20 protein-coding genes and 1 pseudogene are annotated in these 19,965 nt (G+C 75.1%); 16 read left to right on the forward strand and 5 right to left on the reverse strand.

Features of this window, described 5'->3' with window-relative positions:
* A pseudogene (locus ACZ6AQ_RS25540) lies at nucleotides 1–180 on the reverse strand (RNA polymerase sigma factor SigF); the annotation flags it as partial.
* Between the two features lie 173 nt (nucleotides 181–353).
* On the opposite strand from ACZ6AQ_RS25540, the gene ACZ6AQ_RS25545 reads away from it, so the two are divergent.
* Nucleotides 354–677: a plasmid stabilization protein gene (locus ACZ6AQ_RS25545; RefSeq protein WP_468762665.1), complete on the forward strand. Its 324-nt coding sequence runs from the start codon at nucleotides 354–356 to the stop codon at nucleotides 675–677.
* Between the two features lie 79 nt (nucleotides 678–756).
* Here the strand turns inward: ACZ6AQ_RS25545 and ACZ6AQ_RS25550 are convergent, their stop codons facing one another.
* Both ACZ6AQ_RS25550 and ACZ6AQ_RS25555 read right to left on the reverse strand, forming a co-directional pair.
* Nucleotides 757–2,130, reverse strand: a complete 1,374-nt coding sequence (locus ACZ6AQ_RS25550; protein WP_468762667.1) for a carboxyl transferase domain-containing protein — start codon at nucleotides 2,128–2,130, stop codon at nucleotides 757–759.
* An 83-nt stretch (nucleotides 2,131–2,213) separates the two neighbouring features.
* On the reverse strand, nucleotides 2,214–2,672 hold the full coding sequence (locus ACZ6AQ_RS25555) for a Crp/Fnr family transcriptional regulator (RefSeq protein ID WP_388695196.1): 459 nt from the start codon (nucleotides 2,670–2,672) through the stop codon (nucleotides 2,214–2,216).
* Between the two features lie 495 nt (nucleotides 2,673–3,167).
* Here ACZ6AQ_RS25555 and nadE point away from each other — a divergent pair, with 495 nt between their 5' ends.
* The 4 genes from nadE (at nucleotide 3,168) to ACZ6AQ_RS25575 (ending at nucleotide 7,604) form a co-directional block, all read left to right on the forward strand.
* On the forward strand, nucleotides 3,168–3,998 hold the full coding sequence (gene nadE / locus ACZ6AQ_RS25560) for an ammonia-dependent NAD(+) synthetase (RefSeq protein WP_468762669.1): 831 nt from the start codon (nucleotides 3,168–3,170) through the stop codon (nucleotides 3,996–3,998).
* Between the two features lie 593 nt (nucleotides 3,999–4,591).
* Complete coding sequence (locus tag ACZ6AQ_RS25565) at nucleotides 4,592–5,686, forward strand: glycoside hydrolase family 5 protein (protein ID WP_468762671.1); 1,095 nt, start codon at nucleotides 4,592–4,594, stop codon at nucleotides 5,684–5,686.
* A gap of 236 nt (nucleotides 5,687–5,922) precedes the next feature.
* Nucleotides 5,923–6,855, forward strand: a complete 933-nt coding sequence (locus ACZ6AQ_RS25570; RefSeq protein ID WP_468762673.1) for an SIS domain-containing protein — start codon at nucleotides 5,923–5,925, stop codon at nucleotides 6,853–6,855.
* Nucleotides 6,852–7,604, forward strand: a complete 753-nt coding sequence (locus ACZ6AQ_RS25575; RefSeq protein ID WP_388695206.1) for a PIG-L deacetylase family protein — start codon at nucleotides 6,852–6,854, stop codon at nucleotides 7,602–7,604. The genes ACZ6AQ_RS25570 and ACZ6AQ_RS25575 overlap by 4 nt, the downstream gene beginning before the upstream one ends.
* A 42-nt stretch (nucleotides 7,605–7,646) precedes the next feature.
* Here the strand turns inward: ACZ6AQ_RS25575 and ACZ6AQ_RS25580 are convergent, their stop codons facing one another.
* Nucleotides 7,647–8,624 carry an NAD(P)/FAD-dependent oxidoreductase gene (locus ACZ6AQ_RS25580; RefSeq protein ID WP_468762675.1) on the reverse strand — a complete coding sequence of 326 codons (978 nt, stop codon included), beginning with the start codon at nucleotides 8,622–8,624 and terminating at the stop codon, nucleotides 7,647–7,649.
* A gap of 68 nt (nucleotides 8,625–8,692) precedes the next feature.
* On the opposite strand from ACZ6AQ_RS25580, the gene ACZ6AQ_RS25585 reads away from it, so the two are divergent.
* The 10 genes from ACZ6AQ_RS25585 to ACZ6AQ_RS25630 all read left to right on the forward strand — a co-directional run bounded on the left by ACZ6AQ_RS25585 (nucleotide 8,693) and on the right by ACZ6AQ_RS25630 (nucleotide 18,350).
* Nucleotides 8,693–9,310 (forward strand): helix-turn-helix domain-containing protein, encoded by a 618-nt coding sequence (locus ACZ6AQ_RS25585; protein ID WP_468762677.1) that lies wholly within the window; start codon nucleotides 8,693–8,695, stop codon nucleotides 9,308–9,310.
* A 37-nt stretch (nucleotides 9,311–9,347) separates the two neighbouring features.
* On the forward strand, nucleotides 9,348–10,316 hold the full coding sequence (locus ACZ6AQ_RS25590; protein ID WP_468762679.1) for an NADPH:quinone oxidoreductase family protein: 969 nt from the start codon (nucleotides 9,348–9,350) through the stop codon (nucleotides 10,314–10,316).
* Nucleotides 10,313–11,518 carry an acyl-CoA dehydrogenase family protein gene (locus tag ACZ6AQ_RS25595; protein ID WP_468762681.1) on the forward strand — a complete coding sequence of 402 codons (1,206 nt, stop codon included), beginning with the start codon at nucleotides 10,313–10,315 and terminating at the stop codon, nucleotides 11,516–11,518. Before ACZ6AQ_RS25590 ends, ACZ6AQ_RS25595 begins: the two co-directional genes overlap by 4 nt.
* Nucleotides 11,515–12,603, forward strand: coding sequence for an acyl-CoA dehydrogenase family protein (locus ACZ6AQ_RS25600; RefSeq protein WP_468762683.1), 1,089 nt, complete (start codon nucleotides 11,515–11,517; stop codon nucleotides 12,601–12,603). Before ACZ6AQ_RS25595 ends, ACZ6AQ_RS25600 begins: the two co-directional genes overlap by 4 nt.
* 168 nt (nucleotides 12,604–12,771) lie before the next feature.
* Nucleotides 12,772–14,388, forward strand: a complete 1,617-nt coding sequence (locus tag ACZ6AQ_RS25605) for an ABC transporter substrate-binding protein (protein WP_468762686.1) — start codon at nucleotides 12,772–12,774, stop codon at nucleotides 14,386–14,388.
* Nucleotides 14,385–15,377 carry an ABC transporter permease gene (locus tag ACZ6AQ_RS25610; RefSeq protein WP_468762688.1) on the forward strand — a complete coding sequence of 331 codons (993 nt, stop codon included), beginning with the start codon at nucleotides 14,385–14,387 and terminating at the stop codon, nucleotides 15,375–15,377. Before ACZ6AQ_RS25605 ends, ACZ6AQ_RS25610 begins: the two co-directional genes overlap by 4 nt.
* The gene (locus ACZ6AQ_RS25615; RefSeq protein ID WP_468762690.1) at nucleotides 15,370–16,206 is read left to right on the forward strand and encodes an ABC transporter permease; all 837 of its coding nucleotides are present in this window, start codon (nucleotides 15,370–15,372) and stop codon (nucleotides 16,204–16,206) included. Before ACZ6AQ_RS25610 ends, ACZ6AQ_RS25615 begins: the two co-directional genes overlap by 8 nt.
* The gene (locus tag ACZ6AQ_RS25620) at nucleotides 16,203–17,231 is read left to right on the forward strand and encodes an ABC transporter ATP-binding protein (protein ID WP_468762692.1); all 1,029 of its coding nucleotides are present in this window, start codon (nucleotides 16,203–16,205) and stop codon (nucleotides 17,229–17,231) included. Before ACZ6AQ_RS25615 ends, ACZ6AQ_RS25620 begins: the two co-directional genes overlap by 4 nt.
* Nucleotides 17,224–17,895, forward strand: a complete 672-nt coding sequence (locus ACZ6AQ_RS25625; RefSeq protein ID WP_468762694.1) for an ABC transporter ATP-binding protein — start codon at nucleotides 17,224–17,226, stop codon at nucleotides 17,893–17,895. The genes ACZ6AQ_RS25620 and ACZ6AQ_RS25625 overlap by 8 nt, the downstream gene beginning before the upstream one ends.
* Before the next feature lie 260 nt (nucleotides 17,896–18,155).
* Nucleotides 18,156–18,350, forward strand: coding sequence for a hypothetical protein (locus ACZ6AQ_RS25630; RefSeq protein ID WP_388695231.1), 195 nt, complete (start codon nucleotides 18,156–18,158; stop codon nucleotides 18,348–18,350).
* A 19-nt stretch (nucleotides 18,351–18,369) separates the two neighbouring features.
* On the opposite strand, the gene ACZ6AQ_RS25635 is transcribed toward ACZ6AQ_RS25630, so the two are convergent.
* A complete protein-coding gene (locus ACZ6AQ_RS25635; protein ID WP_468762696.1) occupies nucleotides 18,370–19,167 on the reverse strand; it encodes a VOC family protein in 798 nt (265 codons plus the stop codon).
* Between the two features lie 103 nt (nucleotides 19,168–19,270).
* On the opposite strand from ACZ6AQ_RS25635, the gene ACZ6AQ_RS25640 reads away from it, so the two are divergent.
* Nucleotides 19,271–19,957: a formylglycine-generating enzyme family protein gene (locus ACZ6AQ_RS25640; RefSeq protein ID WP_468762698.1), complete on the forward strand. Its 687-nt coding sequence runs from the start codon at nucleotides 19,271–19,273 to the stop codon at nucleotides 19,955–19,957.
* Nucleotides 19,958–19,965: the final 8 nt, after the last annotated feature.

Genomic DNA, 19,965 nt, shown 5'->3' on the forward strand with positions numbered 1-19,965 from the left:
TTCGGGGAGTTGGTTGAGGCGGGTGAGGAGGGCGGCGGAGAGGGGTTGGGCGTCGTCGGTGGAGATGGTGGTGGGGCGGGTGAGCTCGGGCAGGTTGCCCAGCGCCGCCCGACGCACCGCCGCCCCCGGAGTCGTCGGGGCGTCGCCCGTGGTGACCGGTCGGACTCTGACGGTGGACATGGCACTCCTTCGACGATGCGTGGGACCCGTGCCGCTTCCGTACGGGGTCACGTCCCGGGTCCGTCGGTCGAGCGTCTTGGACCAGGATGCCTGCTATCCGATGGTTCGGCACGATTTACCGGGGAAGCCGAACAGAAGCAGGACGGACCCTTCCGGACCGAGAGGAGTGACCGATGCCGCGCGGATCGAGCCCCAAGCGGGAACGGCAGTACGAGCACATCAAGGAGAGCGCCCGGGACCGGGGCGAGAGCGAGAAGCGGGCCGAGGAGATCGCCGCGCGCACGGTCAACAAGGAACGGGCCCGGGCGGGTGAGTCGAAGACCGCGAGCAAGAGTTCGACGCAGGACATGTCCTCGTCGCGCCGTGGCGGAAAGCACTCGCACAGCGGCGCGCAGGGCCCGACCTACGACCAGCTCTACGCCGAGGCCAGGCGCCGCGACGTGCACGGCCGTTCGTCCATGGACAAGGCGGAGCTGAAGCGGGCCCTGGGGGAGTGACCCGCCCCGCCCGGAGAAGTCCCGCGCCGGGCCGGGCACGGGCCGTACGCGCGCCCGTGCCCGGCCCGGCGCACCGCGTTCACGCCCCGTCGCCGCCGCTTCCGGGAGGCGCGGGCCGGACCTCCACGATGCCGCGCGCGATGCCGAGGTCCACCAGGTCCTCCGGCCGCAGCCGGAGCTGGTCGGCGGTCGTGACGGCCTCCTCGGGGGCGCGCTTGAGGATGGCCGCGGCGGCCTCGGGAGCGATGACGGAGAAGTACGCGTCCGGCGTGGTCCAGGTGTTCCCCGGGGCCGCGAGGGCCAGCGCGCCGCCCGATCCGCCCTCCCCGACGAGCAGGGAGGTCAGCGGGGTGCGCGCGGAGGCGACGGCGGCGAACAGGTCCGCGATCGCGCTCCCCGCGCCCTCGCGCTCCGCCGCCGGGTCGTTGGCGGCCCCCGGGGTGTCCACGAGGGTGAGGACCGGTATGCCCAGCCGTCCGGCGAGCCGCACGAGCCGGGCGGCGGTGCGGAAGCCGGCCGGACGGGTCGCCGTGCCGCACTGCGCGGCATAGGCGGCGGTACGGCCGTCGGGGAGCCGCCCGAAACCGCACCGCACGCCCGGGTCCACCCCGCCGCAGCGGTCGCCGGAGATCTCCTCGCGGAGCGTGAAGTGGGCGTCGAGGTACGCGCCGGCCCGGGGCCGGCCGGGGTGCCGGGCGCGCGCCACGGCCTCCCGGCCGCTCGCGGAGGGCGCCGCGCCGGGGTCCCCGAGCGCGTACGGCGGCGGAACCGGGCCCCCGGCGGGGCGGGTGAGCAGGGAGAGCCAGCGCCCCAGGGTGGCGCGCAGCGCCTCCGGGGGCACGATCGCGTCCACGTGGCCGTGGGCGAGCTGCGCCTCGGCGGTGTACGCGGCCGGGTCCGCGCCCGGCGGGCGCACCCGGGACCCGGCGAAGGCGACCTGGGCGCCCGGCAGGGCGAGGACGACGTCGGAACCGGCGCCGAGCGTGGCCCAGCCGCCGCCGGTCGTCGGATCGCGCAGGACGGCGACCTGCGGCAGCCCGGCGGCCCGGGTGAGCGCCGACTCGCGGGCCAGGCGCTGGAGCTGGAGGAGGGCCCGCATGCCCTCGTGCATCCGGCTGCCCCCGGTGGCCGGGAGGACGACCACGGGCAGCCGCTGCTCGCGCGCCAGGGCGTGGGCCGCGGCGATCCGCGCCCCCGTCCGCTCGCCCAGGGAGCCGCCGAGGAACCGGAACTCGAAGGAGATCACGACCGCCGGCACCCCGCCCACCGCACCCGTGCCGCAGACCACCGACTCGGTCTCGCCGGTACGGGCGGCGGCGCGGGCGTGCGCGGCGGAGTACCCGGACCAGCCGATCGGTCCGTCGTCCTCCAGGGGCCCCTCGGAGAAGGGGAGTTCGGTGAACTCGTCGGTGGCGAGGGCGATCGCCCCGCGTGCCGTCGTCGGGTCGGTCACGATGCCTCACAGCCGGTCGCCGGTGCGTGCGTACGGGTGGATCAGCGGTGCCGCCCCACCGTACCGTCCGGCCCCGGCCGCGCTCAGGCCAGGACGCCGCTCCCGTGCGGGGCGTACAGGTCCAGGAGCCGGACCCGGTTCACCTGGAGGCGGTGCGCCAGGACCGACCCCATCCAGAACAGGACCGCGGCACCGAACTCCACGTCCGAGCGGCACAGGGAGCGGACGGCCGGGGCGTCGAACTCGAACGCCCGCACCGGCGTCATCGCCTCCGCCCCGGACTGGCAGAGGTACGGCGGGAACATCCAGGACACGCCGACCAGTTCGCCGTGGCGCAGGGTCTCGATCACCGGGGCCCCGCGCCCCGGCACCCTCACGTCGAGCGTCACCGCGCCCGTCTTCACGATCCAGAAGCGGTCGGCGTGCTGCCGTTCCTCGAACAGCCGGTGACCGGCCTCGAAGGACACGTCCTCGGCGAAGGCCATCAGGCGCTCCCGGTGCTCCGGGGGCAGCGAGCCGACCTTGGGCGCGGCACTGCTCATGGCGGACCCTCCTCGCACACTCGATCCCACCCCCAGTGTCCGCCAGACGGCCGCCGCGCGCAGATCTCCCCCGGCCCGGGGAGGGCCCGCCCGGGAAGCGCGCCGGAACGGTCCGCGCGTCGACCGGCGGGCCGGCCCGCGAGGAGCTCCTCCTCCGCGCCCTCACCTGCCTCCCGGGGGACGGCTCCGACCGGGTCCCGCGGGGTCCCCCGGCACGTTTGAACCCGCCGGGCCGGGAGAGCCGGGACCACGGGTCCGGCCTACGGCACCGGCCACCGCGACCGCGTTCCGGCCTGCCTCGCGGGGCGGACCGGGAAGGGGCGGACGGACCGGGCGGCGCGAGGCGACGCCCCGGCGTCCCGGTGCGTAGAGTCGACCCCTGTACGCCCCCGTACAGCCGCCGTGCCGACCCGTGCGAGCCCGCACGGACCCGTACGGCGGACCGGGCGCGCCCCACCGGTGCGCCGCCGACCGATCCCGACGAGGAGACTTCACGTGACCGACCCGGTGTCCACCGACCTCCAGCAGCAGATCGCCCGGACTCTCCAGGTCTCCGGGTCCTTCGACCCGGCGGCGGAGATCGAGCGCCGGGTGGCCTTCCTCACCGAGCAGCTCACCTCCAACGGACTGCGGGCCCTGGTGCTCGGCATCAGCGGAGGCGTCGACTCCACCACCGCCGGCCGGCTCTGCCAGCTCGCCGTGGAACGTGCCCGCGCCGCGGGCCACGACGCCACCTTCTACGCGATGCGCCTGCCGTACGGCGCCCAGGCCGACGAGAAGGACGCGCAGACCGCCCTCGACTTCATCCGCCCCGACAAGGTCCTCACCGTGGACGTGAAGCCCGCGAGCGACGCGGCCCTGGAGGCGTGCGTCGCCGCCGACGTGGCCTTCCGCGACGACCACCACCGGGACTTCGTCCAGGGCAACATCAAGGCCCGGCAGCGGATGATCGTCCAGTACGCCGTCGCCGGTGCCCACAACGGCCTCGTCGTCGGCACCGACCAGGCGGCCGAGGCCGTCTCGGGCTTCTTCACCAAGTTCGGCGACGGCGCCGCCGACGTCGTCCCGCTGACCGGTCTGACCAAGCGGCGCGTGCGCGCCGTCGCGGCCGAGCTGGGCGCGCCGGACGAGCTGGTGCGGAAGGTTCCCACGGCCGACCTGGAGACCCTCGACCCGGGCAAGCCCGACGAGGAGGCGCTGGGCGTCACGTACGACGAGATCGACGACTTCCTGGAGGGCAGGCCGATCGGCCGGGAGGCGTTCGACACGATCGTCCGCCGTTACGAACTCACCGAGCACAAGCGGCAGCTGCCCATCGCTCCCTGAGCGGCGCCCGGGGAGGGGCGGGGGCCGGCCGACCCCCGCCCCTCCCCGGGTCCGTCGTCCTTTCCCGGCCCGCTGCCTTTCCCGGACCCGTCGTCCTTTTCCGGTCCGCCGCCTTCCTCGGGCCCGTCGTCCTTTCCCGGCCCACCGCCCTCCCCGGGGTCGCCGCCCACCCCCGGGCTCCCGCCCGCGTCGGCCCTCCCGCGGCCCCCGCCCCGCCCTCCTCGCGCGACCCGTGACCGGCCCCCTCCACCCGTCGCCGCACGCGGCGCGGAGCCCGATGCCGTACGGCCGTCCCGCGCCCCGGCAGGCCCCGTAGCCCCGCAGGCCCCGCCGATCCCGACGGACAGGCGGACGCCCGGTGCCGCCCCACGGGGGACGACGACCGACACCCCCGCAAACGACAGCCCTTGGCGTACCGACGCCAGGGCCGTCCCCCACAGGGCCGATTTCCAGCCCGCTGAACGGCGTCTCCCGTCATGACCCTTGCGGGACGGTCCGGAGCCCTGCTATTCATCCGTTAGGAAGGTTTCCTTCCAATCTCGGAGACGCCTTCTCGCGTCCCTCCCCTCGTTCGTCGTTCCGTGGAGACCCCCATGACTTCCGCACGAACCGTACGACTCCGCTCCCGCCGCTTCGGCGTCGCCGGCACCGCCCTCGGCGCCCTGCTGTTCGGCATCACCGCCGCCCCTCCCGCCGTGAACGCCGCCCCCGCCCCCACGGCCCCCTCGTCCTCCCGGGCCGCCGCCACCACCCCGGCCGCGATCAACGGCCGGCTGAAGGTCTGCGGCACCAAGCTGTGCAACCAGTACGGCAAGCCGATCCAGCTGCGCGGCATGTCCTCGCACGGCACCCAGTGGTACAGCCAGTGTCTGACGGGCGGCTCCCTCGACGCCCTCGCCAAGGACTGGAAGGCCGACGTCCTGCGCGTCTCCACGTACGTCCAGGAGGACGGCTACGAGACCGACCCGCGCAAGTACACCGACCTCGCCCACTCCCTCATCGAGCAGGCCACCGCGCGCGGGATGTACGTGATCGTGGACTGGCACATGCTCGACCCGGGCGACCCGCACCACAACCTCTCCCGCGCCAAGACCTTCTTCACCGAGATCGCCAAGCGCCACGCGGGCAAGACCAACCTGCTGTACGAGATCGCCAACGAGCCCAGCGGCGTCTCCTGGTCCAGGATCAAGAGCTACGCCGAGCAGGTCATCCCCGTCATCCGCGCCAAGGACCCCGAGGCCCCGGTCCTCGTCGGCACGCGCGCGTGGTCCTCGTTCGGCGTCTCGGAGGGCGCGACCGAGTCGGAGGTCGTCTCCAAGCCGGTGAACGCGTCCAACATCATGTACACCTTCCACTTCTACGCGTACTCGCACCGGGACGAGTACCTGAAGACCCTCTCCCGCGCCGCCGACAAACTGCCGGTCTTCGTCACCGAGTTCGGCACCCAGAACTACGCCGGTGAGGGCAGCAACGACTTCGCCATGACGCAGAAGTACCTCGACCTGATGGCGTCCAAGAAGATCAGCTGGGTCAACTGGAACTTCTCCGACGACGAGCGCAGTGGCGCGGTCTTCAAGACCGGCACCTGCGACAAGGGCGGCCCCTGGACCGGCACCGCCTCCCTCAAGCCCGCCGGCGTCTGGATCCGCGACCGGATCAGGACGGCGGACGACTTCCCGACCTCCTGATCCGCACGACCCCCGACCCACCCGGCCGGCCGGTCCGTTCCCACCCGGCCGGCCCGGTGCGCCCCCGTCCCGCGTTCTCGCCCGGCGGGGGCGCACTGCTCTCCGTCGACGGGACCGCCGGGGGCCGGACACGAAAGTCCAAGGGGTGTGTGCCCCTCGCTCATGGCGCGTCCCGGCGGGCGGCGGTAGAACTCGGTCCGGGGCCCCGAGGACCCCCGCGAGGAGAGGACCCGGACATGAGCACCCACGCCGACGCGGAGATCGCCGCGCAGCCCGACTGCTGGCGCCGCGCCGCCGAGGCCGCCGACCGCCACGCCGGCCTGCTGCCGGCCCCGGGCGAACGCGTCGCGGTCGTCGGCTGCGGCACCTCCTACTTCATGGCCCGCGCCTACGCCGCCCTGCGCGAGTCCCTCGGCGCGGGCGAGACCGACGCCTTCCCCGCCTCCGACGGGACCCCGCTCGGGCGCGGCTACGACCGGATCGTGGCCCTGACCCGGTCGGGCACCACCACGGAGGTCGTGGACCTGTTGGCCCGCGCCGCCGGCCGCGCCCCGACCCTCGTCCTCACCGGCGCCCCCGACAGCCCGGCGGGACGGCTCGCCGGCCGGGTCCTCGACCTCGGCTTCGCCGGCGAACGCTCCCTCCTGCAGACCCGGTTCGCCACCACCGCCCTGCAACTCCTGCGTGCCGGGCTCGGCGTGGACCTCGCCCCCGCGATCGCGGACGCCGAACTCGTCCTGTACGAACGACTGCCGGCCCTCTGGGAGCGGCGCGGCCAGTTCACCTTCCTCGGCACCGGCTGGACGGTCGGCCTCGCCGACGACGCCGCCCTCAAGCTGCGCGAGGCGGCCCGCGCCTGGACGGAGTCGTACGCGGCGATGGAGTACCGCCACGGACCGATCAGCATCAGCGACCGGACCAGCCTCGTCTGGTGCCTCGGCCCCGCCCCGTCGGGACTGCGCGACGAAGTGGAGTCCACCGGCGCCCTGTTCGCCGCCGACGCGATCGACCCGGTCGCCGCCCTCGTCCGCGCCCAGCGGCTCGCGGTCGCCCTCGCCGCCCGGCGCGGCCTCAACCCCGACCGGCCCCGGCACGTCTCGCGCTCGGTGATCCTCGCCGGTGCGTCCCGCTCCGTGGCCGCGGAGGCGGCCCGTATCCTGCGCCCATGACCGCAACGGACGCCATCGGCCTCGCCGAGATGCCCGGCGACTGGCGGCGCGCGCTCGCCGTCGTCGCCCACCCCGACGACCTGGAGTACGGCTGCGCGGCCGCCGTCGCCGCCTGGACCGATGCCGGGAAGGAGGTCGTCTACGTCCTCGCCACCCGCGGCGAGGCGGGCATCGACACCCTCGCCCCGGACGTCTGCGGCCCGCTGCGGGAACGGGAGCAGCGCGACAGCGCCGCCGTCGTCGGCGTGGACACCGTCGAGTTCCTCGGCCACCGCGACGGCGTGATCGCGTACGGACCGGAGCTGCGCCGCGACATCGCGGCCGCGATCCGCCGCCACCGCCCGGAGCTGGTCGTCACCCTCAACCACCGCGACACCTGGGGCGGCGGCCCCGGCGCCCCCTGGAACACCCCCGACCACCTGGCCGTCGGCCGCGCCGTCCTCGACGCGGCGGGCGACGCGGGCAACCGCTGGATCTTCCCCGAACTGCGGGAACGGGGCCTGGAGCCGTGGAACGGCGTCCGCTGGGTCGCGGTCGCCGCGTCCAGCGCCCCGACCCACGCGGTCGACGCGGGACCGGGCCTCGAACGCGCGGTCCGCTCGCTCCTCTGCCACCGGACCTACATCGAGGCGCTGACGGACCGGGACCCCGAGGAGTACGTCCGGTCCTTCCTCGCCGAGACGACGGGCCGGGCCTCCGGGCGCTTCGGCGGCCGTCCCGCCGTGACCTTCGAGCTGTTCCCGCGCTGACGGGGGCCGGCTCAGGCGGGCGCCGCGCCGTCCACCGCCGCCTCAGGCGTCCGCCGCGCCGTCCACCGCCGCCTCCAGGTCGCCGAACAGCAGCTCGTTGTTGATCGTGACGCCCGCCCGGTAGCCCCCGCTCACCGCGTTGACCACCTGCTCCTGCGGGCCCGTCACGTTCCCCGCCGCCCACACGCCGGGCACGCTCGTCCGTCCCGTCCCGTCCACCGCGACGAACTCTCCGAACGGCGTGGCGTTCCTCTCCGCCCCCAGCCGCCGCAGGACGTCGTCCCGGGCCGCCAGGCGCGCCGCCCCGACGAAGACCACCTCGCGCGGCACGAACCGGCCGTCGGCGAGCCGGACCCCGGTCAGCCGGTCGTCCTCCACCGCGAGCCCGGCGACCTCGCCGGCCACGACCTCCACCCCCGCCGCGTCGAGCAGCGCCGCGTCCCGCGCGGAGAGCCCGTCGGCGGTGTGCAGGAAGAGGGTCACGTCCGGGGACCACCGGGAGACCATCAGCGCCTGGTGGGCCGGCATCGCCGGATGGGCGACGACCCCGAACGGGCGGTCCCGGACCTCCCAGCCGTGGCAGTACGGGCAGTGCAGCACGTCCCGGCCCCAGCGCCCGGCCACCCCGTCGATCTCCGGCAGCTCGTCCACGAGCCCGGTCGTCACCACGAGCCGCCGCGCGCCGACGACCGTGCCGTCCGCGAGCGACACGGTGAAACCGTCCCGCCCGTCCGGCTCCGCGTCCGTCACCCGGCCGGACCGCCACTCCACCCCGTACGCGGCGATCTCCGCCCGGCCCGCCGCCAGGTACGCGGCGGGGCTCATGCCGTCCCTGGAGAGGACGCCCCGCATGTGGGCCGCGGGGGCGTTGCGGGGCTCGCCCGCGTCGACCACCAGGGTGCGCCGCCGCGACCGTCCCAGGACCAGGGCCGCGCCGAGCCCGGCCGCGCCGCCCCCGACGACCACCACGTCGTACCGCTCGTCCTGCCGTTCGTCCTGCCGCGTCATGTGTGCGTTCATGGGGCCGAGGTTCGGCCGGGCACCCCCTCCGGTGCAAGAAAACTTGCCGGTCCTGCAACACTGGACCCATGACCGCAGACGACCGCATCGACGCCGTACTGAACGAGGTGGGCCCCCGGCTCCGCCGGGTCCGCCGCGACCGGGGGGTGACCCTGGCCGAGCTCTCCGCCGCCACCGGCATCTCCGTGAGCACCCTCTCCCGGCTGGAGTCCGGGCAGCGCAGGCCCAGCCTCGAACTGCTCCTGCCGCTCGCCCGCGCCCACCAGGTCCCGCTGGACGAACTGGTCGGCGCGCCGCCCGTGGGCGACCCCCGGGTCAGGGCCAGGCCGATCGTGCGGCACGGGCGCACGATGTACCCGCTGACCCGGCAGCCCGGCGGGCTCCAGGCGTACAAGGTCATCCAGGAGAAGCCGTACGAGGAGCCGGAGGGCCGGGTGCACGAGGGGTACGAGTGGCTGTACGTGCTCTCCGGCAAGCTCCGGCTGCACCTCGGCGGGCGGGAGGTCGTCCTGGGGGCGGGGGAGGCGGCCGAGTTCGACACGCGCGTCCCGCACTGGTTCGGGCCGACCGCCGACGGACCGGTGGAGTTCCTGAGCCTGTTCGGGCCGCAGGGGGAGCGCATGCACGTCAGGGCCCGGCCCAAGAAGTCCGGCCGATCCGTTCCCCCAGGGCAAGCGACCGCTTAGTATGCAGCCGACCGCTCGGTACGGAGGAGGCTTCCGGATGCAGGCATGGCGTGTGTACGAGAACGGTGAACCGGGTGCGGTGATGCGCCGCGAGGAAGTGGAGCCGCCCGAGCCCGGCGACGGCCAGGTCCTCCTGAGGGTCCGCGCCGCGAACGTCAACTTCCCCGACGCGCTGCTCTGCCGGGGCCACTACCAGGTGCGCCCCCCGCTGCCCTTCACCCCCGGCGTGGAGGTCTGCGCCGAGACCGGGGACGGGCGCAGGGTCGTCACCACCGTCGCCCTCCCGCACGGCGGCTTCGCGGAGTACGCCCTCGCCGACGCCGCCGGACTGCTCCCCGCCCCCGAGTCGCTCGACGACGCCGAGGCCGCCGCGCTCCACATCGGCTACCAGACCGGCTGGTTCGGCCTGCACCGCCGCGCCGCCCTGAAGGAGGGCGAGACCCTCCTCGTCCACGCGGCGGCGGGCGGCGTCGGCAGCGCGGCCGTCCAGCTCGGCAAGGCGGCCGGCGCCACCGTCATCGGCGTCGTCGGCGGACCCGCGAAGGCCGCCGTCGCCCGCGCCCTCGGCTGCGACGTGGTGATCGACCGGCGCTCCGAGGACGTCGTCGCCGCCGTCAGGGCCGCGACCGGCGGCCGGGGCGCCGACGTGATCTACGACCCCGTCGGCGGCGACGCCTACCGGCAGTCCGCGAAGTGCGTCGCCTTCGAGGGCCGGATCGTGGTCGTCGGCTTCGCGAGCGGCACCGTCCCCGAGCCCGCCCTCAACCACGCCCTGGTGAAGAACTACTCCGTCCTCGGCCTCCACTGGGGCCTGTACGCGGCGAAGGACCCCGCCTCGGTCGGCCGCTGCCACGAGACCCTCACCGCCTACGCCGCCAAGGGCCTGATCAAGCCGCTCGTCGGGGAGCGCGTCCCCTTCGCGGGCGCCGCCGACGCCGTCCAGCGCGTCGCCGACGGCACCACCACCGGCCGCCTGGTCGTCCTCCCGGAAGGGGTCCGCGCGTGACCGGCCCGGACCCGGCCCCGCCCGGCGCCGGCGCACTCCGCGCGCTCACCCGGAAGCTCCTCGACGAGCACCCGCCCGCCACCACCGGCCGCACCGACTTCCTGCGCGCCCGCTTCGACGCCGGACTCGCCTGGGTGCACTGCCCCGTGGGCCTCGGCGGACTCGGCGCGCCCCGCGCCCTCCAGACCGTCGTGGACGCCGAACTCGCCGCCGCGGGCGCCCCCGACAACGACCCGCGCCGCATCGGCATCGGCCTCGGGATGGCCGCCCCCACCCTCCTGGCGTACGGCTCCGAGGAGGTCAAACGCCGCTTCCTCAGGCCGCTGTGGGTCGGCGAGGAGGTGTGGTGCCAGCTCTTCAGCGAACCCGGCGCCGGCTCCGACCTCGCCGCCCTCGGCACCCGGGCCGTCCGGGACGCCGGGGGAGACTGGGTGATCGACGGACAGAAGGTGTGGACCTCCAGCGCCCATGTCGCCCGCTGGGCCATCCTCATCGCCCGCACCGACCCGGACGCCCCCAAGCACCGGGGCATCACCTACTTCGTCTGCGACATGACCGACCCCGGCGTGGAGGTCAGGCCGCTGCGCCAGATCACCGGCGAGGCCGAGTTCAACGAGGTCTTCCTCACCGGCGTCCGCATCCCCGACGCCCACCGCCTCGGCGAGGTCGGGGACGGCTGGCGGGTCGCCCGGACCACCCTCATGAACGAACGCGTCTCCATCGGCGGGGCCCGCGTCCCCCGCGAGGGCGGCATGATCGGGAAGGCCGCCGCCACCTGGCGCGAGCGCCCCGAACTGCGCACCCACGACCTGCACCGGCGCCTCCTCGACCTCTGGGTGGAGGCCGAGGTGGCCCGGCTCACGGGCGAACGCCTCCGCCAGCAGCTCGTCGCCGGCGAGCCGGGCCCCGAGGGCAGCGCGACGAAGCTCGCCTTCGCCCGGCTCAACCAGGCCATCAGCGGCCTGGAGGTCGAACTCCTCGGCGAGGAGGGACTGCTGTACGGGGAGTGGACCATGCGCCGCCCCGACCTCGTCGACTTCACCGGCCGCGACGCCGGCTACCGCTACCTGCGGTCCAGGGGCAACTCGATCGAGGGCGGCACCAGCGAGGTGCTCCTCAACATCGTGGCCGAGCGGGTCCTCGGCCTGCCCCCGGAGCCCCGCGACGACAAGGACGTCCCGTGGAAGGACCTCGCGCGATGACGGACCGGACCGACCTCCTCTACTCCGATACCGAGGACGACCTGCGCGCGGCCGTCCGCGCCCTGCTCGCCGACCGGGCCGGCCACGCGGTCCTGCTCGGCCGGATCGAGACGGACGACCCGTACGTCCCCGGCCTCTGGACGTCCCTGGCGACCGGCATCGGCGCCGCGGGCCTCCTCGTCCCCGAGGGGCTCGGCGGCCAGGGCGCGAGCCACCGCGAGGCCGCCGTGGTCCTGGAGGAACTGGGCCGCGCGGTCACCCCCGTCCCCTACCTCACGAGCGCGGTGACGGCCACCGGGATCCTGCTCGCGCTCGCGGAGGAGAGCGACCCGGCGGCCGTACTCCTCGCCTCCGTCGCGAGCGGCCGCACGGTCGCGGTCCCCGCCGTGCCCCTGACGACCGCGCCGTACGACCCGGCCCCGCCGCCCGGCCCCTCCGTGTCCGCCGTCGCCGACGCCGTCGCGGCCGACGTCTTCCTGGTCCTGCGCGCCGACGGCCTGTACGCCGTGCCCGCCGACGGGGCGACGGTCGAGCCGCGGACCCCGCTCGACCTCACCCGCCCGCTCGCCCGGGTCACCACGGAGCCCGGCACCGGCACCCGGCTCGCCGGACCCGGGGCGGCCCGCGCGGCCGTCGGGCGCGGACTGCTCGCGGGCGCCGGACTGCTGGCCTCCGAACAGCTCGGGCTCGCCGAACGGTGCCTGGAGGAGACCGTACGGTACACCCGCGAGCGCCACCAGTTCAACCGGCCCGTCGGCTCCTTCCAGGCGCTGAAGCACCGCATGGCCCGGCTCTGGCTGGACCTCGTGGGGGCCAGGGCGGCGGCCCGCGCCGCCGCGGACGCCCTCGCCACGGACAGCCCGGACGCCCCGCTCACCGTGGCCGTCGCCCAGGCGTACTGCTCCGGGGTCGCCGTCCGCGCGGCCGAGGAGTGCGTCCAGCTCCACGGCGGGATCGGGATGACCTGGGAGCACCCCGCCCACCTGGCGCTGAAGCGGGCCGTGTCCGACCGGGCCGCGTTCGGCGCGGCGGGCCGCCACCAGGACGCGATCGCCGCCCTGGCGGATCTTCCGGCGCCCGTGTAGGAAATCCCGCGCGGAGCGCCCGTGGGCCCCACCCGTGCGGGCCCACGGGCCCCGCACGCCCCGCCCGCCCCCCGGGTAAGGGGCCCGTCTGTCCGCACCCCTTATGCGTGCTGTTTAATTGCGAGCTGTTGGCAAAAGCAGTTGATCTTCAAAAGGGGTACGGACACGATGACCGCCCGATCCATCCGCAACGCGGCGGCCACGGTACTGGCGGGCTCCCTCGCCCTCACCGCCGCGGCCTGCTCGAACCCCGGCACCACCGCCGACGGCGCCGGCGGGCCCAAGGATTCCGCGGTCGTCGGCATCGCCTACGAGCCCGACAGCCTCAGCCCCCTCCTCGGCTACGGCAAGGACGGCAACGCGAAGATATTCGACGGCCTCCTCGCCTTCGACGCGGACATGAAGCTCAGGCCGGCCCTCGCCCGCGCACTGCCCCGGGTCGGCGAGGACGGCCTCACCTACACGTACTCCCTCCGCAAGGGCGTCACCTTCAGCGACGGGGTCCCCTTCACCGCGAAGGACGTCGTCTTCACGTACCGGACCATCCTCGACCCGAAGACGAACAACCCCTCCCGCACCGAACTCGACGCCCTCAGGAGCGTCGAGGCGGTCGGCGACGACACCGTCGTCTTCCGGCTCAAGTACCCCTACGCGCCCTTCGCCGAGCGCACCGTCCACGCCATCGCCCCCGAGCACGTCGCCGCGAAGCAGGACGTCAACACCGGCCCCTTCACCACCAGGCCGATCGGCACCGGCCCGTACGTCCTCACCGACTGGTCCAAGGGCGAGAAGCTCAGCTTCAAGGCCAACCCGACCTACTGGAACGGCGCGCCGAAGGTCAAGAAGTTCACCATGGCGATCATCAAGGACGACGACGTCCGCGCCACCCGGCTGCGCGCCGGCGACCTCGACGGCGCCATCCTGCCGCCCAACCTCGCCGCCGGCTTCAAGACCGACAAGACCAAGAAGACCTGGACGGCGAAGACCTACGACTACCGCACGGTCACCCTTCCCACCCACCACCCCGTGACCGGCGACACCGCCGTCCGCCGCGCCCTCGACCTCGCCGTCGACCGGCAGGCCATGGTCGACAAGATCCTCGAAGGCGCCGGAAAGCCCGCCTACGGGCCCGTCCCCACCGACAGCCCCTGGTTCACCAAGGGCACCGAGCGCCGCCACGACCTCGCCGGGGCGCGGAAGATCCTCGACGAGGCCGGCTGGAGGCCCGGTCCCGACGGCGTCCGGGTCAAGGACGGCGTCCGCGCCGCCTTCCCGCTCTGGTACCTCTCCGGCGACAAGCTCCGCCAGGACCACGCCCTCGCCTACGCCTCCGACGCCAAGAAGGCCGGCATCGACGTCACGACCCAGGCCGGCACCTGGGAGGTCATCGAGCCCCGGATGAAGACCGACGCCGTCCTCGCCGGCGGCGGCTCGCCCGGCGACCCCGACTTCGACCAGTACCTCCTCCTGAAGTCCTCCCTCGCCGGCGACGGCTTCAACAACATGGCCCGGTACGACAACAAGACCGTCGACCGCGCCCTGGAGGACGGCCGCCGCACCGACGACCCCGCCGGACGCCGCGCCGCGTACGACACCGTCCAGCGCGAACTGGTGAAGAACCCCGGCTACACCTTCCTCACCCACATCGACCACCTCTACGTCCTGAACGACTCCTGGGACGGCCCGAGCACCCAGACCGAGCCCCACGACCACGGCCTCGCCGCCGGTCCCTGGTGGAACGTCGAGACCTGGACGCCCCGGAACACCGGAGCGGCGAAGAAGTGAAGCGCCGCCTGCCCTGGGGCGCCATGGCGCGGATGACGGGACGGCGCGCCCTGGCCGCCGTCCCCGTCCTCCTCGTCGTCACCTTCGCGGTCTTCGCCGTCGCGGAGGCGTCCCCCTTCGACCCCGTCAAGGCGTACGCCGGCACCGCCGGACTCACCGCCTCGCAGGAGAACCTCGACCAGCTCCGCGCCAACCTCGGCGCCGACCGCCCCCTCCTCTCCCGCTGGTGGGAGTGGCTCACCTCCGCGCTCACCGGCGACCTCGGCGACTCCGCCGTCATGCGGCGCCCCGTCGCGGAGGTCATCACCGAACGCCTCGGCTGGTCCGTCCTCCTCGCCGCCACCGCCTTCGCCGTGGCCATCGCCCTCGGCACCCTCCTGGGCGTCCTCGCCGGACGCCGCCGCGGCGGCCTCCTCGACCGGGCGGTCAGCTCCGCCGCGTACACCCTGGAGGCCGCCCCCGCCTTCTGGCTCGGCCTCCTCGCCATCTGGTTCTTCGCCCTGGAGCTGGGCGTCCTGCCCGCCGGCGGACTCACCGACACCGCCAGCGACACCGTCACCCCCGGCCAGGTCGCCCACCACCTCGTGCTGCCCGCCCTCGTCCTCGGGACCTCCCAGCTCCCCTGGTTCTTCCTGTACGTCCGCCAGGGCGTCGGCGACGCCCTCGAAGAGGACCCCGTGCGCGGCGCCCGCGCCCGCGGCCTGCGCGAACGCACCGTCCTCACCGGCCACGCCCTCCGTTCCGGAATGCTTCCCGTGCTCACCCTCGTCGGCTCCCGCGTCCCCGAACTGATCACCGGAGCCCTGCTCGTGGAGACCGTCTTCAGCTGGCCCGGCATCGCGGCCGCCACCGTCACGGCCGCCACCTCCGTGGACTTCCCGCTGCTCGCGGCGCTCACCGTCCTCGCCACCGCCGCCGTCCTCCTCGGCAACCTCCTCTCCGACCTGCTGTACGGCCTGGCCGACCCGAGGGTGGGCTTCGATGGCTGACCCGCGCACCCACCGCCTGCGGCGGTGGACCTCCGCCGTCACCGTCGCGGCCGTCCTCCTCGCCGTCCTCCTCGTGCCCCCGCTCGTCCAGCTCGACGAGCAGGCCGTCGACCTCTCCCGCAAGCTCCTCCCGCCGTCCTGGGACCACCCCTTCGGCACCGACGACCTCGGCCGCGACCTCCTCCTGCGCTGCGTCTACGGACTGCGGGTCTCGCTCCTCGTCGGACTGGTCGCCGCGCTCGTGGCCACCGTCATCGGCACCGCCGTGGGAGCCGCCGCCGGCGCGCTCGGCGGCTGGGCCGACCGCGCCCTCATGCGGCTCGTGGACACCTTCTCCTCCGTGCCGCACCTGCTCCTCGGCATCTTCGTCGTCGCCCTCTTCCGGCCCGGCGTCTGGCCCGTCATCGCCTCCGTCGCCGTCACCCACTGGCTCTCCACCGCCCGGATCGTGCGCTCCGAGGTCCTCTCCCTGCGCACCCGGCCCTTCGTGGACGCCGCCGTCTCCGGCGGCGCCTCCCGGTGGCGCGTCGCCGTCCGGCACCTGCTGCCCGCCGTCCTGCCCCAGGCCGGCCTCGCCGCCGTCCTGATGGTCCCGCACGCCATGTGGCACGAGTCCGCCCTCTCCTTCCTCGGCCTCGGCCTCCCCAGCCACCAGGCCAGCCTCGGCAACCTGGTGCAGGGCGCGCGCTCCTCGCTCCTCGCCGGGTCCTGGTGGCCCACCCTCTTCCCCGGCCTCCTCCTCATCGTGCCGACCCTCGCCATCGCCGGACTCGCGGGCGTGTGGCGCGACCGGCTCAACCCGCGCCGCCGATCGGAGCTGATGCTGTGAGCGCCCCGAACCTCCCGGCCCGCCGGGTCCTGCGCGCCCTCGACGCCGTCGCCGCCGAGCGGGCCGGGGACGCCGTCCTCGGCGTCCGCGACCTCACCGTCCGCTTCCGGCTGCGCGGCGGCCGCACCGTCGCCGCCGTCACCGGCGCCGACTTCGACCTCGCGGCGGGGGAGTGCCTCGCCCTCGTCGGCGAGAGCGGCTGCGGCAAGTCCGTCCTCGCCTCCGCCCTCCTCGGTCTGCTCCCGGGCAACGCCGAGACCTCCGGCACGGCCCTGCTGGCGGACCCCGACGGCGGCGCCGGCACCGACCTGCTCGCCGCCGGGGAGAAGACCCTCGCCCGCACCGTGCGGGGCCGCCGCGTCGGCCTCGTACCGCAGAGCCCCGCCGCCCACCTCACCCCCGTCCGCACCGTGCGGTCCCACCTGGAGGAGACCGTCCGGGCCCTCACCGGCGCCTCCCGCCGCGACCGGCGCGAGGCGGCCGAGGCCGCCGCCGGACGGGCCGCCTTCCCCGCCGACCACCTCGACCGGTACCCCCACGAACTCTCCGGCGGCCTCGCCCAGCGCGCCGCGACGGCCCTCGCCCTCATCGGCGACGCCCGGCTGCTGCTCGCCGACGAGCCCACCACCGGCCTCGACCGCGACCTGGTCGACCGGACCGTGGACGAACTGCGCCGCCACGCCGACGACGGCCGCGCCCTCCTCCTCATCACCCACGACCTGGCCGCGGCCGAGCGGATCGCGGACCGCGTCGCCGTCATGTACGCGGGCCGGATCGTCGAGATCGCCCCCGCCCACCGCTTCTTCGGCCCCGCCGGACCCCGCCACCCCTACGCCCGGGGCCTCCTCGACGCCCTGCCCGACCGGGCCTTCACCCCCGTCCCCGGCATGCCCCCGGAACTCTCCGCGCTGCCCGGGGGATGCGCCTTCGCCCCGCGCTGCCCCCGCGCCACCGACCTCTGCGCCATCCGCCCCGAGCCCGTGGCCGGGGTGGCCTGCCACCACCCGGAGCACCCCCGTGCTTGAACTCGACGCCGTCACCGCCGGATACGACCGCCGCGCCCCCGTCTTCCGGGGCGCCTCCCTCACCGTCGCCCCGGGCGAGTCGGTGGGCCTCCTCGGCCCCAGCGGCTGCGGCAAGTCCACCCTCGCCCGGGTCGCCGCCCTCCTGCACCGCCCCGACGCGGGCCGTCTGGTCCTCGACGGCACCGAGGTGCGGACCTGGCGCCACCGCGCCCCGCGCGAGCTGCGCACCGCCGTCGGCGTGGTCTTCCAGCAGCCCCGTACCGCCGCCGACCCCCGGCTCACCCTCGCCGACCTCGTCGTGGAACCGCTGCGCGCCACCGGCCGCCGCGCCGAGGCCCCCGACCGTCTGGCCGCACTCGCCCCCGCCGTCGGCCTCACCCCCGACCTGCTGGTGCGCCGCCCGCACGAGGTCAGCGACGGTCAGCTCCAGCGCGCCTGCCTCGCCCGCGCCCTGAGCCTGCGCCCCCGCTGGCTGATCTGCGACGAGATGACCGCGATGCTCGACGCCTCCACCACGGCGGCCCTGGTCGCCGCCGTCGAGGCGTACCGCGCGGAGAGCGGCGCGGGACTCCTCGCCGTGGGCCACGACCGCGTCCTCCTGAACCGCTGGTGCGACCGCACGGTGGAATGGCGGGACTGCCTGCCCGCGGAGGAGACCCCCTGAGCGTCCCGTGACCGCCCGGGGGCCCCGGCCCCCGGCGGGTGCGCGCCGCTCGGCCCGCCGCTCCGGGCCCGGACGCGGTGCGCCGCCCGGGTGCCGGGGAGGCCCCGGTCGCGCGGGCCGGGCCGGTCCGTCCGCTCGGGGCCCCGCCCCGATCTCACCCGTATGGCCGCCCCGCCACGCGCCCGGACGGAACGCTCATTCCGCCACACTGTCCGCCGAAAGCCGCAATTCCGGTGCGGCGTCGGAGGGACGTGAAGGCGATGGCCGTTTCCATTTCTGTTGTGCTGCTCCTGCTGATCCTGACCGTGATCTTCCTGCGGAACGGCGGCCTCAAGCTCTCGCACGCGATCGTCTGCGCCCTGCTCGGCTTCTTCCTCGCCGGCACCAGCATGGCGCCCACCATCCACGACGGCGTCGCCGCCACCGCCGACGTGGTGTCCGGCCTCAGGCCGTGACCTCCGGGCGCGGGGCGGGTCACTCCATCTCGGGCATGTCGCCCGTCGTGGTCCCCGGGTCGATCACGGCGAAGGGGGCGCCCTGCGGGTCCAGGAGCGCCGCGAACCGGCCGAACGGGCTGTCCATCGGGCCGAAGACCGTCCGCCCGGACAGGCGCTCCGCCGCCTCGACGGCCCTGTCGCAGTCGTCGACGGCGAAGTAGACCTGGACGTACGGGGGGACCTCCGGCGGGAAGTCCCCGGCCGGCATCACCATCCGGCCGAGCACCGGCCCGCCCCCCAGGTCGAAGACCCGGTAGTCCACGTGGTCGTCCTTCATCTTCTTCGAGCCGTAGCCGAAGACGGCCGGGAAGAAGGCGTCCGACTTCTCCGGCTCCCGGGTGAACACCTCCGCCCAGATGTACGAGCCGGGCTCGCCCTCCCGCTCGAAGCCCCGGTGCGTCCCCGACTGCCAGACGCCGAACACGACGCCCGACGGGTCCCGCGCGATGCACATCGAGCCGAACTCCCCGACCCGCATCGGCTCCATCAGGACGGTGCCGCCCGCCTCCCTGATCCGTTCCGCCGTGGCGGCGACGTCCGGCGAGGAGAGGTAGAGACACCAGGCCGACCGCGGCGGGGTGTCCTGGCCGGGCATCGGCGGCACGACGGCCGCGACCGCCTTTCCGTCCTTGTACGCCTGCGTGTAGTCGCCGAACTCCGTGGACGCCTCGGCGAAGGTCCAGCCGAGCACGTCGCCGTAGAACGCCTTGGCGCCCTCGGCGTCGGTGAACATCGCGTCGGTCCAGACCGGCGTGCCTTCGGGTCGTGAGGCCATGACGCTGACTCTTTTCCGGTCGATGACGTGCTTCCTGGGAACCACGCTAGCCAGAGCCGTCACGTCCCGCTCGGCGGCGCGGAAAAGCTGCGATCATGGACGGATGGAGACGGTCGCGGGGGACGGGACGATCGCCGTCCGGCGGGGGCGGGTCACCCTGTCGGACCGGCGCACGGAGCGGAGCTGGACGGTGGAGGTCGGGCCGTACGCCCTGGCCGCCGCCCCCGTCACGCAGGAGCTGTACGAGCGGGTCACGGGGGAGCGGCCGGGCGCCGCGCACGGCGACCGGCTCCCCGTGGAGGGGGTCTCCTGGAGTGACGCGGTCCGCTTCTGCGACGCCCTATCGGCCCGCGAGGGCCTCACCCCCGCCTACCGGACGCGGGCCGGGGACGGGGAGGGCGCGGACGGGACCGCGTGGGACCGGACCGCCGACGGCTACCGGCTGCCCACCGAGGCCGAGTGGGAGTACGCCTGCCGGGCCGGCACCACGGGGGCGCGGTACGGCCCGCTCGACGAGATCGCCTGGCACCGGGGGAACTCCGGGGAACGCCTCCGCGCGGTGGGCGGCCGGCTCCCCAACGCCTGGGGCTTCCACGACATGCTGGGCAACGTCTGGGAGTGGTGCTGGGACCTGTACGACCCCGAGGTCTACGGCGGCTACCGGGTGCTGCGCGGCGGCGGCTGGTTCGACGAGCACTGGAGCTGCCGCGCCTCGGTGCGCCGGCGCAGCCACCCCGCCCTCCGCATCGACGACGTCGGCTTCCGGGTGGCCCGCACCCTGCCGGGCTGAGCCGCCGG

This window comes from Streptomyces sp. NPDC041191 (genome assembly GCF_055591945.1).

Bases quoted from the DNA above. Each gene is read 5' to 3' on its own strand.
- ACZ6AQ_RS25565 (WP_468762671.1), top strand. From the start codon at position 4,592: ATGACTTCCGCACGAACCGTACGACTCCGCTCCCGCCGCTTCGGCGTC.
- ACZ6AQ_RS25575 (WP_388695206.1), top strand. From the start codon at position 6,852: ATGACCGCAACGGACGCCATCGGCCTCGCCGAGATGCCCGGCGACTGG.
- ACZ6AQ_RS25640 (WP_468762698.1), top strand. From the start codon at position 19,271: ATGGAGACGGTCGCGGGGGACGGGACGATCGCCGTCCGGCGGGGGCGG.
- ACZ6AQ_RS25555 (WP_388695196.1), bottom strand. From the start codon at position 2,672: ATGAGCAGTGCCGCGCCCAAGGTCGGCTCGCTGCCCCCGGAGCACCGG.
- ACZ6AQ_RS25635 (WP_468762696.1), bottom strand. From the start codon at position 19,167: ATGGCCTCACGACCCGAAGGCACGCCGGTCTGGACCGACGCGATGTTC.
- ACZ6AQ_RS25545 (WP_468762665.1), top strand. From the start codon at position 354: ATGCCGCGCGGATCGAGCCCCAAGCGGGAACGGCAGTACGAGCACATC.
- ACZ6AQ_RS25585 (WP_468762677.1), top strand. From the start codon at position 8,693: ATGACCGCAGACGACCGCATCGACGCCGTACTGAACGAGGTGGGCCCC.
- ACZ6AQ_RS25615 (WP_468762690.1), top strand. From the start codon at position 15,370: ATGGCTGACCCGCGCACCCACCGCCTGCGGCGGTGGACCTCCGCCGTC.
- ACZ6AQ_RS25630 (WP_388695231.1), top strand. From the start codon at position 18,156: ATGGCCGTTTCCATTTCTGTTGTGCTGCTCCTGCTGATCCTGACCGTG.
- ACZ6AQ_RS25605 (WP_468762686.1), top strand. From the start codon at position 12,772: ATGACCGCCCGATCCATCCGCAACGCGGCGGCCACGGTACTGGCGGGC.
- ACZ6AQ_RS25580 (WP_468762675.1), bottom strand. From the start codon at position 8,624: ATGAACGCACACATGACGCGGCAGGACGAACGGCAGGACGAGCGGTAC.
- ACZ6AQ_RS25590 (WP_468762679.1), top strand. From the start codon at position 9,348: ATGCAGGCATGGCGTGTGTACGAGAACGGTGAACCGGGTGCGGTGATG.
- ACZ6AQ_RS25570 (WP_468762673.1), top strand. From the start codon at position 5,923: ATGAGCACCCACGCCGACGCGGAGATCGCCGCGCAGCCCGACTGCTGG.
- ACZ6AQ_RS25600 (WP_468762683.1), top strand. From the start codon at position 11,515: ATGACGGACCGGACCGACCTCCTCTACTCCGATACCGAGGACGACCTG.